The 12,391-nt window shown below is 66.8% G+C and carries 12 protein-coding genes; 5 read left to right on the top strand and 7 right to left on the bottom strand.

Annotated features, from left to right (window positions below; genetic code table 11):
• Nucleotides 1-35: 35 nt before the first annotated feature.
• The 3 genes from I4X03_RS07285 to I4X03_RS07295 all read left to right on the top strand — a co-directional run bounded on the left by I4X03_RS07285 (nt 36) and on the right by I4X03_RS07295 (nt 3,419).
• Complete coding sequence (locus tag I4X03_RS07285) at nt 36-2,123, top strand: NHL repeat-containing protein (RefSeq protein WP_223467539.1); 2,088 nt, start codon at nt 36-38, stop codon at nt 2,121-2,123.
• 79 nt (nt 2,124-2,202) lie between these two features.
• Complete coding sequence (locus tag I4X03_RS07290; protein ID WP_223467540.1) at nt 2,203-2,868, top strand: TetR/AcrR family transcriptional regulator; 666 nt, start codon at nt 2,203-2,205, stop codon at nt 2,866-2,868.
• An 11-nt stretch (nt 2,869-2,879) separates the two neighbouring features.
• On the top strand, nt 2,880-3,419 hold the full coding sequence (locus tag I4X03_RS07295) for an LOG family protein (RefSeq protein ID WP_223467541.1): 540 nt from the start codon (nt 2,880-2,882) through the stop codon (nt 3,417-3,419).
• Between the two features lie 7 nt (nt 3,420-3,426).
• Here the strand turns inward: I4X03_RS07295 and I4X03_RS07300 are convergent, their stop codons facing one another.
• The 7 genes from I4X03_RS07300 to I4X03_RS07330 all read right to left on the bottom strand — a co-directional run bounded on the left by I4X03_RS07300 (nt 3,427) and on the right by I4X03_RS07330 (nt 11,343).
• Nucleotides 3,427-4,533: a GGDEF domain-containing protein gene (locus I4X03_RS07300; RefSeq protein ID WP_223467542.1), complete on the bottom strand. Its 1,107-nt coding sequence runs from the start codon at nt 4,531-4,533 to the stop codon at nt 3,427-3,429.
• Nucleotides 4,530-7,247 carry a bifunctional diguanylate cyclase/phosphodiesterase gene (locus tag I4X03_RS07305; RefSeq protein WP_223467543.1) on the bottom strand — a complete coding sequence of 906 codons (2,718 nt, stop codon included), beginning with the start codon at nt 7,245-7,247 and terminating at the stop codon, nt 4,530-4,532. Before I4X03_RS07305 ends, I4X03_RS07300 begins: the two co-directional genes overlap by 4 nt.
• Nucleotides 7,248-7,256: 9 nt before the next feature.
• Complete coding sequence (locus I4X03_RS07310; protein ID WP_223467544.1) at nt 7,257-7,691, bottom strand: phosphate ABC transporter substrate-binding protein; 435 nt, start codon at nt 7,689-7,691, stop codon at nt 7,257-7,259.
• Between the two features lie 9 nt (nt 7,692-7,700).
• Nucleotides 7,701-8,969, bottom strand: coding sequence for a hypothetical protein (locus tag I4X03_RS07315; RefSeq protein ID WP_223467545.1), 1,269 nt, complete (start codon nt 8,967-8,969; stop codon nt 7,701-7,703).
• A gap of 265 nt (nt 8,970-9,234) precedes the next feature.
• A complete protein-coding gene (locus I4X03_RS07320) occupies nt 9,235-9,741 on the bottom strand; it encodes a YgjP-like metallopeptidase domain-containing protein (RefSeq protein WP_223467546.1) in 507 nt (168 codons plus the stop codon).
• Between the two features lie 37 nt (nt 9,742-9,778).
• Nucleotides 9,779-10,618, bottom strand: a complete 840-nt coding sequence (locus I4X03_RS07325) for an undecaprenyl-diphosphate phosphatase (RefSeq protein WP_223467547.1) — start codon at nt 10,616-10,618, stop codon at nt 9,779-9,781.
• 107 nt (nt 10,619-10,725) lie between these two features.
• On the bottom strand, nt 10,726-11,343 hold the full coding sequence (locus I4X03_RS07330) for an exopolysaccharide biosynthesis protein (protein WP_223467548.1): 618 nt from the start codon (nt 11,341-11,343) through the stop codon (nt 10,726-10,728).
• 196 nt (nt 11,344-11,539) lie between these two features.
• Between I4X03_RS07330 and I4X03_RS07335 the strand changes: the two genes are divergently transcribed.
• Both I4X03_RS07335 and I4X03_RS07340 read left to right on the top strand, forming a co-directional pair.
• Nucleotides 11,540-11,860, top strand: a complete 321-nt coding sequence (locus tag I4X03_RS07335; protein ID WP_223467592.1) for an ArsR/SmtB family transcription factor — start codon at nt 11,540-11,542, stop codon at nt 11,858-11,860.
• Nucleotides 11,861-11,883: 23 nt separating this feature from the next.
• The gene (locus I4X03_RS07340; protein ID WP_223467549.1) at nt 11,884-12,363 is read left to right on the top strand and encodes an arsenate reductase ArsC; all 480 of its coding nucleotides are present in this window, start codon (nt 11,884-11,886) and stop codon (nt 12,361-12,363) included.
• Nucleotides 12,364-12,391: the final 28 nt, after the last annotated feature.

The raw sequence follows: 12,391 nt of genomic DNA on the forward strand, positions 1-12,391 counted from the left end.
TGGACCCTGGTTTGATCCGAAAAAATTACAAACGCATGTTGCTCGCCGCGCTGGCCGGCTCGCTGGCCGCCGCCGCGTTCTTGTGGCCGCTCGGGCCGGGCTCGCACATCGGCACAAAAATCGGCGCCATCGTTGTGCCGCGCACCGAACTTGGCTGGCCGGTGTACGTCACCACCGTCGCCGGCGGTCCGGCGGCCGGCTTCGCCGATCCGTTCGGCGTTGCCATCGACCGCGCCGGCAACCTGCTGGTCGCCGACGGCGGCGACAATAATCGCATCGTCAAGGTCGGTCCGGACGGCGCCATCACCAGCCTGGCGGGGCGGCGCGAAGGCTTTGCCGACGGCGCCGGCGCCGCGGCCGCCTTCCACACGCCATCGGCGCTGGCGATCGACAGCGCCGGCAACCTGTACGTCGCCGACACCGGCAACCATGCGATCCGCAAGGTCACGCCGGCCGGCATGGTGACGACGATTGCCGGTAACGGCCAGCCCGGCTACGTCGATGGCGCGGGAAGCGCGGCGCGCTTCAACGGCCCGGTCGGGGTGGCGGTCGACAAGGACGGCAACGTGTTCGTCGCCGACACCTACAATGACCGCATCCGTCAAATCACACCGGGCGGCGTGGTGACCACCGTCGCCGGCGACGGCTTGCCGGGCAACGCCGATGGCGCCGCGCTGGCAGCGCGCTTCGATACGCCGACCGCTCTGGCGGTCGATGGCGCCGGCAACCTGTATGTGGCCGACACCCAGAACGGCGCGATCCGCAAGGTGACGCGCGCCGGCGCGGTATCGACCCTGGCACGCGCGCCGCTGGACGCCGATAAGCCGCTGATGCGGCGCCCCGCCAGCCTGGCGCTGACGCACGACGGCTTCCTCTACGTCGGCGACCTGGCGCGCGGGCGCATCCTGCAAGTATCGCCCGATGGCCAGCTGCGCGGGCTGACCGGCATCGGCATCGATTTTCACGTGGGCGACGAGCGCGCGGCTCGCTTCGGGCGCCCGGCCGGCATCGCGCTTGGCCCCGACGGGTCGCTGTATGTGGCCGATGCGCTCAAGCGCGCGCTGCGCAAGGTGGCAAGGCGCGAGGGCGCCGCGGCGCCAGCGCTGGAAGAGCCGCCTGCGCCGGCCGCCGCCGCCGCGCCGCAGGCGCCGTTCCCATGGCCGGTGCGTCCGCAGCAAAGCTGGCACGAAGTGGTCGGCGTGGTCGGCGAGGTGCGCGGCAGCTACGGCGGCGAGAGCCGCCACCACTTCCACAATGGCCTGGACGTGCAGGCGCCGATGGGCGAGCCGGTGCTGGCGGTGGCCGCCGAAAAGGTCAGCAGCCCGGTGCCCAACTGGGACTTTGGCGGAGTGGGCGAGGGCATCGCCGTCGACCACTTCAGCTACATCCACATGCGGGTCGGGCGCACCGTGCGTGACGAGATGCTCGATCCTGCGCGCTTCGCCGCGGTCCGCGACGACGCCGGCAAGCTGCTGCGCGTGCGGGTTCGGCGCGGCGCGCGCTTCGCAGTGGGCGACGCGATCGGCAGCGTAAACCGGATGTACCACGTGCATCTGGTGTACCGTCCGGGCGGCGTCGAGCGCAACGCGCTGGCGCTGCCGTTTTCCGGCTTGTCCGATGCGGTGGCGCCGCGCGTCAACAGCATTTCGCTGGTCAACCGCGACGGCAAGCAGCTGGCCGGGAAGCGCGCCCGGCGCCTGGCCGTGCCCGCTGGCGCCGGCCCGCTGGCAATCGTCGTCGATGCCTTCGACCAGAGCGACGGCAATGCCGCGCGCCGCAGGCTGGGACTGTACAAGGTCGGCTACCAGCTGCTGGGCGCCGACGGCGCGCCGCTGCCCGGATTCGACACGCCGCTTGTCAACATCGAATTCAACCGCCTGCCGCCGGACGAGGAGAGCGTCAAGGTGGCGTACGCCGACGGCAGCGGCATCACGGTCTACGGCAGCAAGGCGACGCGCTTCCTGTACCAGGTGACCAACACGGTGCGCGACGGCGTCGCGCGCCAGGGCAGCTGGGATCCGGCCGGGCTGGCGCCGGGCGACTACACCATCCGCATCGTCGCCGCCGATTACGCCGGCAATGTGGCGCTGGCGGGACGCGATCTGGCGATCACCGTGTATTGAACTGGCGGCGTGGCCCGGTATTAGGGTTGCGCCGTCATTCGGTGGTATGCTTCCAGCAGAAAAACACCGTCTCCACGCCATGCTCCAGAAAGCCCCACGCCGTACCCGCGAACGCATCCTCGAACTGTCCCTGGGGCTGTTCAACGAGTTCGGCGAGCCCAACATCACCACCACGGTGATCGCGGAGGAGATGAACATCTCGCCGGGGAACCTGTACTACCATTTCCGCAACAAGGACGATATCGTCAACTCGATCTTCGTGCAGTTCGAAGCCGAGATTGAACGCATCCTCACCGTGCCGAACGGGCGCCGGTCGAATATCGACGACGTCTGGATCTACCTGCACCTGATGTTCGAACTGATCTGGCGCTACCGCTTCTTCTACCGCGACCTGAACGACCTGTTGTCGCGCAACCGCAAGCTCGAACTGCATTTCAAGCTGATCCTCGCGCACAAGATCAAGGTCGCCACCCAGCTGTGCGAAGACCTGCGCAGCGAGCAGTCGCTGGAAGCGTCGGACGCCGAGATCAATGCGATGGCCACCAATATGGTGGTGGTGGCGACGTACTGGCTGTCGTACGAATACGTGCGCAATCCGCGCAAGTACACCGAGCAGCAGGCCATGGCCGACGCGCTGGCGCGCGGCTGCTACCAGGTGCTGTCGCAGCTGGCGCCTTACCTGCGCGGCGAGACCCGGGTCCTGTTCAACAAGCTGTCCGACGACTATCTCAAAAAACTCAAGTAAGCAGGTATCCCATGAAGTCGATTGCCGTCTATTGCGGCGCCTCGCACGGCGCCTCCCCGATCTTTGACGACGCCGCGCGCGCCATGGGCCGCGCGCTGGTGGCGCAGAATATCAACCTGGTCTACGGGGGCGGCAACGTTGGCCTGATGGGCGTGATCGCCGACGAGGTGCTGCGCCTGGGCGGCGAAGTGTCCGGCGTGATTCCGCGCCAGCTGGTCGAGCGCGAACTGGCGCACGCCGGCCTGACGCGCCTGTTCGTGGTCAAGGATATGCACGAGCGTAAGGCGATGATGGCCGAGCTGTCGGACGGGTTTATCGCACTGCCGGGCGGGATGGGCACGCTGGAAGAACTGTTCGAGATGCTGACCTGGTCGCAGCTTGGCATCCACAGCAAACCGATCGGCGCGCTCAATGTGGACGGCTTCTACGATGGCCTGGTGAGCTTCATCGGGCACCAGCGCGAGCAAGGTTTCGTGCGCCCGCACCACGCCAGCCTGCTGCTGGTCGAAGACCAGCCCGACGCGCTGATCGCGCGCCTGCGCGGCGCCTAGCCGGCGTTCAGCCGACGCCGATCTGGTTGCGGCCGTTGGACTTGGCGCTGTAGAGCGCCTTGTCGGCACGCGTGATGGTGTCGGCAAACGGCTCGCCGTGGCGGCGCTCGGCCAGCCCGGCCGAGAAGGTGATGTGGACGTCGCTGCCGGCCACCGTCACCGGCGCCGCGGCCACGCGCGCGGCCATGCGCTCGACCACGGTCACCGCCTGCGCCAGCGGGGTCCCGGCCAGCAGCAGCAGGAATTCCTCGCCGCCCCAGCGCGCCAGCACATCCTGCGCGCGCAGCTCCGAGCGCGCCGCTTCCGAGAACCTGCGCAGCACCGCGTCGCCGGCGGCGTGGCCATAGCGGTCATTGACGCTCTTGAAGAAATCGAGGTCGATCAGCGCGATGCAGGTCGGCTCGCCCGCAGGTTCGAGGCGCCGTTCCTGGGCCACCAGCAATTCGTTCATGTGGCGGCGATTGGCCAGCGAGGTCAGTTCGTCGAGCGTGGCCAGCTTGCCGATGGTGGTCATCGCCGCGACCAGGTCTTCCTTCTGCCGCTTCAGGCGCAGGCGCAGTTTGCTCATTTCGCCGGTCAGCAGCGTCACCGACACCAGCGCGCACGCGGCCGAGGCGAAATGCACGCCTTCGACATACGCCGGATACGTCGCCGGATAGGTCGCCACCAGCCAGAGCATGGTGGCGCCCAGCATGCCCAGCGCGTAGGTGCACAGCAGCATGGTATGGCGCGGGCGCAGCGAGAACGCGCAGAACACCATTACCACCAGCAGGAAAATCAGGTACACGCCGCGCAGCGGCCCGGTGACCACGTACGCGCCGACGTTGATGGCCATGGCGTACATGGCCTGCCAGATCGCCAGCGTCGATGGGGCGATGCCCAGCGCGGCGCTGGCCCGCACCAGCAGCGCGAACGCGGTGACGCCGGCGCTGCCCATGGCGACGACGATGAGTGCGCTGCGCTGGTCGGCGGCGCCGGCGCGCACCGACAGCAGCAGCAGGATCCCGCCGATGATGTAGAGCAGGCAGGTGGCGGCCCAGTAGCCGAGCATGCGCGGCAGGCGCGGGTCGGACCCGAGCAGCAGCCGGCGCATCGGCGAAGGCTGCGGGTTCAAGCGGCCACCTCCAGCGTGGCCTGCGCCTGCGCCTGGGCCAGCAGCATCGTCTGCATTTCTGCGGCCGGCACCGGGCGGCTGAACAGGTAGCCCTGCATTTCGTCGCAGTCGTTCTCGAGCAGGAAGCGGCGCTGCTGTTCGGTCTCGACGCCCTCGGCCAGCACCCGCAGGTTGAGGCGGTGGCCCAGCGAGATCACGGCCAGCGCGATGGCCTGGTCATCGGCGCTGTCGGCCAGGTCGCTGACGAACGACTTGTCGATTTTCAGGGTGCTGATCGGGAACGATTTGAGCGCCGACAGGCTGGAATAGCCGGTGCCGAAGTCGTCGATCGACAGCGTCACGCCCATCGCCTTGAGCTCGCTCATCTTGCCTACCGATTGGGCCAGGTCACGCATGATGATCCCTTCGGTCACTTCGATTTCCAGCGCATGCGCAGGCAGGCCGCTGTCGCTGAGCGCCTGGGCGACGCGTTCGACCAGGCGCTTTTCCTCGAACTGGCGCGGCGACACGTTGACCGACATCGTCACCTGCGGCAGTCCGGCGTCGCTCCATGCCCTGGCCTGCAGGCAGGCGGTCTGCAGCACCCAATCGCCGATCGGGATGATCAAGCCGCTTTCTTCGGCCAGCGCGATGAACCGCGCCGGCGAGACCATGCCGTGTTCCGGATGCTGCCAGCGGATCAGCGCCTCGACGCCGAAGATGCGGCCGCTGCGCAGGTCGACCTTCGGCTGGTACAGGAGGCTGAACTGGCCGCAGTCGAGCGCATTGCGCAGGCCTTCGAGCAGCACCAGTTTTTCTTCCACGCTGGCGTTCATCTCGCGGGCGTAGAACTGGAATACGTTCTTGCCCTGTTCCTTGGCGCGGTACATCGCGGCGTCGGCGTTCATCATCAGGGTGTTCGGGTCGGCGCCGTCGCGCGGGTACATCACCACGCCCATGCTGCAGCCAACCTGGACTTCCTGGCCGTCGAGCAGGATCGGCTCGTTGACGGCCTGGCGGATCTTTTCGAGCACCGGGGTGACCGACAGCGGGTCGTCCGGCTGGTCGGCCAGGATCACCACGAATTCGTCGCCGCCGAAACGCCCCAGCATGTCGTTGTGGCGCAGGCAGTCGCCCATGCGCATGCCGACCAGCTTGAGCAGTTCGTCGCCGGCGTTGTGGCCTAGGCCGTCGTTGACCAGCTTGAAGCCATCGAGGTCGATGAAGGCGACCGCGACGCAGCGGCCGTTGCGGCTCGCCTGGCGGATCGCCTGGTCGAGCCGGTCGCGGATCATGCTGCGGTTGGGCAGGCCGGTCAGGTCGTCGTGATGGGCCATGTGGCGGATGCGTTCTTCGGCCAGCTTGCGCTCGGTGATGTCGCGCACGATCGCCACCACGCCGCCTTCGACCGGCACCACCTGGCGATGCAGCCAGAGCTGGGCGACGGCCGGGTGGCTGCTCTGCCACTCGGCCTCGTGCACGCCGCCCAGGATCGCGACCTTGACCAGGTCGTCGAACATGCCGTTGGCTCGGTAGCCCGGCATCACTTCGCACAGCAGCTTGCCGCGCAGTTCCTGTTTGCGCATCCCGCTCATTTTTTCGGCGCGGGTGTTGGTTGCCTCGATGACGAAGTCGGTGATGGTGCCCTTGGCGTCGAACTGGCTGCGCATCACAAAGAACGCATCGACGCTGGCCTCGGACGCGGCCGCATAGGTCTCCTGGAAGCGGCGGATGCGGCGCCGGGTCCTGGTCATCTGCCATGACAGCACGCACACCAGCGCCACCACCAGCACCAGCGCCAGGCTGCCGCTGCCGGCCAGCCACAGGTAGTTGCGGCGCCGCTGTTCGAATCCGGCCAGCTGCTCGGTTTCCGACAGTCCGACCAGTGCGGTCAGCGCAAAGCCGTGCAGGGGGCGCATGCTGGTGTAGCGCCGCACGCCGTCCCACGCGCTGGCGGCAAGCTGGCCGGAATCGTCCAGCGCTGCCGGGATGGCGCCGCCCCACGATATCGTGTCGCCCACGCGCAGCGAGCGGAGCATGCCGTCGCTGCCGAACAGGCCGAGCGCGCCATGCCCGCCCATGCGCGACCGCTCGTAGCCGCTGGTGAAGTAGGCCGGGTCGACGGCGACCACCACCACGCCGGCGAACTGGCCGTTGCGATCGCCGATGCGGCGCGAGAAGTGCATATGCCAGTCGGGATTGGCCGCGTCGGTGGTGGTCTGGCTGACGTAGGGCGTGTCGGCCTTGCTGGCGCTGTGGACCTGGAAGAACGGCTGGTCGGCCACGCTGACCTGGCGCACCGCGGGATTGCTGGCGGCCACGATGCCGTCGCGGTCGACCACCATCACCGAGAACACCAGTCCCGAAGGCAGCAGTCCATGGCGGTTCAGCTGGCGCAGCGCATCGCTGGCGCCATTGAGCTCGACCGAATACTTCAGCACCTTCAGGGTCTGGTCGATGCTGCCGAGGTTGCGCGCGAGCTGCGCTTCGTAGGTGTCGATCAGTTCGCGGCTGGAAGCGCGCGCCGCCTGCTGCGCCGCCTCGCCCTGGTTGGCGATGGTGCGCAGCGTGACGACCCAGATCACCACCAGCAGGATGGCGGCGAAAATCGGCAGCGAGATGTGGGTGTCCATGCCGCGTCCGAGCCAGCGGCGCAGGCCGGCCTGGGCGCCGGACGCGCGCGCGCCGCCGGGCATATCGGCGAGCATCTTGAGTCGGTCTACCTGCGTCTGCATGCGCCCCCGCTACCTGACGAACAGCACCGGACGCACGGATGCGTCGAGCGCGATCCGTTCAATATAGCCGATCAGGGCCGGGTTGGCAGCCACTTCCTTGCGCACCGTGGCGCTGTTGGGAAGTTCGCGCGGCGGCTTGCCGCGGCCGGTGAAGATCATCTTGGTCCAGTAGGCCTTGACCAAGGCCGGCGACTTCGACGTCACCCGGGCATAGAACTCGTTGCGCAGCGGCGAGCCGATGCCCTGGTCGAGCGCGACGGCTTCGGCGCCGTCCGGGAAGTGGCCCGCGTGCCCGAGGAAGATGTCGGCCACCTGGTCCGGGCGCAGCGCCTGCACCGGGCTGCGCGCCGACACGATCACCACCATCTCCGAGGCGAGGGCGGCGTGGCATGGCATGGCCAGCAGGGCCGCGGCCAGAAGCGAGCGCAGGGTCGTTGAACGCATGGTGCCCCCTCAGAAGACGAAGTCGATCGCCGCGCTGGCGACATGCACCGGGCGGCCCGGCGTGAAGTCGTCGCGCAGGTTGATCAGGGAGCCGCGCGAACCGGACTGCGTGCGCAGCCGTTCGAGCTGCAGCGTCATCGCCACGCCGGTGACGATATCCCAGCGCGCGCCGAGCGCGATCGTCGATTGCACCGGGATGCTCGACAGCAGGCGATTCAGCTGGCCGTTGAGAAGTCTGGCCACGTGTGCCTGGGCTGGCGGCAGCGCCGTCGTGGAGAGCCCGGGATCGCTGGTCGCGCTGTCGCTGTCGACCAGCGAGTACGAGGCATACGGCGTCAGGTCGCCGAAGCGGTAGCCTGCGCTGGCGTAGGCGGTATAGGTATCGCCGAAGTAGGAATCGGTCTTGATCCGCCCAAGCTCGCTCATGACGAACCAGCTGCCCGGATCGTAGTTGATGCCGGCGCTGAAGGCGTACACGCGGCGCTCGTCGATGTCGTAGCGTTGCGCCAGCCGGATGCCGGGTGCGCCGAACTGGCGGTAGGCGTCGAACAGCGCGGTTGCCAGGTTCAGGGTCAGGTCGGCCTGGAGCACGCTGGCGCGGATGGTGGTGTCGCGCCAGGTGGCCGTATGCGACAGGCCCGCGACGCCGCGTGCCTTGAGATGGGTGTCTACCGCGACCGTCCTGCTGGTGCGGCCGAGGAAGGCCTGGGTCATGTGCTTGACCGCGCCGTATTTCCAGCGGTAGCTGATGTCGACGCCATCGCTGTTCGACAGCGGGATCGCGTTGTAGACCTCGACCGGCGGGCGCACCAGCGCGTAGGCGTAGCCGATCTTGCGGTAATCGGCGGCCAGGAATACCGGCAGCGCGATGCGGCCGAAACGCAGCGACAGGTCGGGCGTGGCCTGGTATTTGATATTGGCCCACTCGATCGCGGGACGGTACGAACCGCTGTACCCCTGTTCGCTGACCGCCTGCACGACCGCCGACCACTGTTTGTCGATCGCCACATCGAGCTGCGCGCCGAGGCGGCTGTCGACGTGCGGGCTCCAGCGGTCCGAACGACCGGCGCCCGAGCGCTTCAGGATGCTCGACGTGAAATCGGCATCGTCGATGCGGGCGTGCGCCACGCCGATGGTGCCAAAGCCGCTGAAACCAATCTCGGGAAAGGCGCCAGCATCGCCTTGCGCGGCCGACGCGGCGCCGCCGGCCAGCGCGGCCACGACGGCGGCGCACCAGATGCGGGGAGGGCAGGCGAAGGGGAGGAGTTGCAGGTGCATTACTGGTGTTCTCGCTGTGTGCCGCCACGCCGGTGGCGCCGCAGGGCAAGTCTGGTATCGGGAAGAATGACGTGCCGGCGGGGATATGGCAGGCGAATCGCACGCGTGCCGTGGACAGTCATCACTCTATAGTGACGCACGGCAATTGTCGAGCGATTCGGCCCCTGCCTGGACGCGGCGCCAACTAAGTGTGCGTATTTGCAACGATTGATTGTCGTCACAGAAACTGTGACAAAAGACGCAGCCCTGGCGCCGCCGTTCCGGCTTACCAGAGGCACTTGCCGGACAGCTCCAGTTCGGTCAGGTACAGGCGCAGGTCGAACTCGTACTGGTGGTAGTTCGGCTCCATGTACGTACACAATTTGTAAAAGGCCTTGTCATGTTGCTTTTCTTTTACGTGCGCCAGTTCATGCACCGAGATCATGCGTAAAAATTCCAGCGGCACGTCCTTGAACATGCTGGCGACCCGGATCTCGTGCTTGGCCTTGAGTTTGCTGCCCTGCACCCGCGAGATCGCGGTATGCAAGCCCAGCGCATGCTGGATCACATGGATCTTGCTGTCGAACGCCACCTTGTTGATCGGCTCGGCGTTGCGCAGGAATTCGGTTTTCAGGTCCTGGATGTAGTCGTACAGCGCGCGGTCGGTGCGGATGCCGTGGGCGGCAGGATAGCGCTGGCGCAGCACGCCGGCCAGCTTGTTCTGCTCGATCAACAGGCTGACTTGGGCGCGCGTCTGGTCCGAATAATGGCTGAGATATTTCATCGGTTGCATGGCGCGCAATGTATCACATCGGCGCCATGCAGCGCGGTCAGGCGGCGACGATGCCCATCTGAAGCAGCGCGATGACGACCAGGCCGAGCACGATGCGGTAGATCACGAACGGCCAGTAGCCGCGCTTGCTGACGATGCGCAGGAACACCACGATCACGCCGTAGCCGACCAGGAAGGCGACCACGGTGGCCAGCGCCGTCGCGCCCGGATCGACCGGGCCGGGCACGCCCCAGCTTTTATACAGCTGGTACAAGCCCGACGCGAACACGGCGGGAATGGCCAGCAGGAAGGAGTAGCGCGCCGCCGCTTCGCGCGTATAGCCCATCAACAAGCCGGCGGTGATGGTGCCGCCCGAGCGCGACACCCCGGGAATCAGCGCCATGGCCTGGGCGAAGCCGAACAGGATGCCGTCGCGCCAGGTCATCTGGTCGAGCGAGCGCGCGCGAACGCTGTAGCGGTCGGCCACGCCCAGCAGCACGCCGAAGAAGATCAGCATCGCGGCGGTCAGGTAGAGGTTGCGCAGGTGGGTCTCGATGGCGTCCTGGAACACCAGCCCGAGCAAGCCGATCGGGAGCGAACCGAGGATCACCAGCCACCCGAGGCGGGCATCGCCGCACAGCGGAGCGCCGCCGAACACCGTGCCCAGCCAGGCCCGGGCGATGCGCACGATGTCATGCCTGAAATACACCATCACGGCAAGCTCGGTGCCGATCTGGGTGATCGCGGTAAATGCCGCGCCCGGGTCGGTGCCGGACGGCAGCAACGGGCCCAGGATGCGCAAGTGGGCGCTCGATGAAATGGGGAGGAACTCGGTCAGGCCCTGGATCAGGCCAAGCAGGATGGCTTCGAGCCAGCCGACGGGCGAGGCGCCCATCATGCCGCACCGGCCCTGTCGACCTCAGCGGAGCGGCTGGGTGAGCGGGCGGCCTGGGAAAGTAAGGCGAAAAACCGTGTCATGCAAAACCTTTGTGTCGTCTGTTGCGTCTAAAGTATCGTACGGGAAACCATGAAAATTATACCTTTGATAATTCCCCACACGACGCCCGATACGACGACGGCCGACGCGACGGCCGAAACGAGGCCGACGCCGATGGCCCAGCCGTCGCGCGCCAGCAGGCCGAGCGCGAACAGGCTGATCGACAGCGCAGGCAGCATGTTGCCAAACGGCACGGGCAAGGTCAGCACGATCGCCAGCAGCAGGCAGACCAGGCCGACGGCATATTCGACCGGTGGCAGCGCCAGGACTGTGCAGCGCGGGCGCATCAGTTTTTCGGCGCGCTCCAGCCACGGGGCAATCCGCCCCACCATGCCGAGAAAGTCGGTGCGCGCCATCGAGCGCTTGCTGATGATGGAAGGCAGCCATGGCCGCATGCCAAACGTCAGCTGCGCGGCGAGGAACAGCAGCGGCGCACCCAGTACGGCTGAGGTTCCGGGTGGCATCGGGAGGATATTGGGAACGGCGAACACGAACAGCAGGGCGCCGATGGCCCGGTCGCCGAGGGCATCGAGCAGGTCGCCGACGGCGATGCGTTCGCCGGTGGCATCGTTTGCCACCTGGCGCAAAAGTTCGGACAGGGCCAGGCTGGGGCTGGCGGCTGTCATGTGGTTACGTCACTGTTCGGCATAAGGTTGTCAGGGCCACGACGCAGCTGGTCGTCGGGCATGATTGTACCTAAGCAAGCTTAATCAGGGCTTAATATTTGGGCGCGCGGGGATCGCGGCCTGCGATCGGCAACAGTTGTTTGCGTCGATACTACTATTCCAATATAATGGAACTATAAAATAGAGGACAGACATGATGGATACGAAACCTGCAATCGCCGCCCTGGCGGCACTTGCCCAGGAGTCGCGCCTTGCGACTTACCGCTTGCTGGTCCAGGCCGGTCCGGCCGGCATGCCGGCGACCCGGATCGCCGAGGCGCTCGGCCTGCCTCCCTCATCCCTGTCGTTTCACCTGAAAGAGCTGGCGCACGCCGGCTTGGCAGCGGCCCGCCAGGATGGCCGCTTCATCATTTATTCAGCAAATTACGAAACGATGAATGCCTTGCTGGGCTTCCTCACCGATAACTGCTGCGGCGGCAATCCCTGTTCGCCAAGCGCCGCCGGCACTCCCGAATAAACTCCCTTGACCCGAGGCTTACCGTGAACGTACTTTTCCTTTGCACCGGCAACTCTTGCCGCTCCCTGATAAGCGAAGCGGTCTTCAACCATCTCGCGCCGGCCGGCTGGCGCGCGATCAGCGCTGGCAGCCAGCCGACCGGCAAGCTGAATGACAAGGCGCTCGCGCTGCTGGCAAGCAAAGGCATTTCCACCGAGGGTTACTACAGCAAATCCTGGGATGACTTGCCGCTGACACCAGAGCTCGTCGTGACCGTGTGCGCAAGCGCCGCCGGCGAAACCTGCCCGGCGTATCTTGGCCCGGTGCTGCGTACCCATTGGGGTGTCGAGGATCCCAGCCATGTGGCCGGCACCGAAGGCGAGATCGACGCGGCCTTCGAGCAAGCATACGCAACGTTGCGCGCACGCATCGAGGCCTTCCTCGCCTTGCCGCTGGCCGAGTTGCAGGGCGACCGCGCAGCATTCAAGGCCGCGCTCGACCGAATCGGCCACATCGACGCCTGAACCCATGCCTGCCGCTGGCCGGGCATGC

Origin of the sequence: Massilia soli (assembly GCF_016809835.1) — a bacterium.
Lineage (GTDB): Bacteria > Pseudomonadota > Gammaproteobacteria > Burkholderiales > Burkholderiaceae_D > Telluria_A > Telluria_A soli.

Bases quoted from the DNA above. Each gene is read 5' to 3' on its own strand.
- I4X03_RS07285 (WP_223467539.1), top strand. From the start codon at position 36: ATGTTGCTCGCCGCGCTGGCCGGCTCGCTGGCCGCCGCCGCGTTCTTG.
- I4X03_RS07305 (WP_223467543.1), bottom strand. From the start codon at position 7,247: ATGCAGACGCAGGTAGACCGACTCAAGATGCTCGCCGATATGCCCGGC.
- I4X03_RS07290 (WP_223467540.1), top strand. From the start codon at position 2,203: ATGCTCCAGAAAGCCCCACGCCGTACCCGCGAACGCATCCTCGAACTG.
- I4X03_RS07315 (WP_223467545.1), bottom strand. From the start codon at position 8,969: ATGCACCTGCAACTCCTCCCCTTCGCCTGCCCTCCCCGCATCTGGTGC.
- I4X03_RS07320 (WP_223467546.1), bottom strand. From the start codon at position 9,741: ATGCAACCGATGAAATATCTCAGCCATTATTCGGACCAGACGCGCGCC.
- I4X03_RS07295 (WP_223467541.1), top strand. From the start codon at position 2,880: ATGAAGTCGATTGCCGTCTATTGCGGCGCCTCGCACGGCGCCTCCCCG.
- I4X03_RS07330 (WP_223467548.1), bottom strand. From the start codon at position 11,343: ATGACAGCCGCCAGCCCCAGCCTGGCCCTGTCCGAACTTTTGCGCCAG.
- I4X03_RS07335 (WP_223467592.1), top strand. From the start codon at position 11,540: ATGGATACGAAACCTGCAATCGCCGCCCTGGCGGCACTTGCCCAGGAG.
- I4X03_RS07310 (WP_223467544.1), bottom strand. From the start codon at position 7,691: ATGCGTTCAACGACCCTGCGCTCGCTTCTGGCCGCGGCCCTGCTGGCC.
- I4X03_RS07325 (WP_223467547.1), bottom strand. From the start codon at position 10,618: ATGATGGGCGCCTCGCCCGTCGGCTGGCTCGAAGCCATCCTGCTTGGC.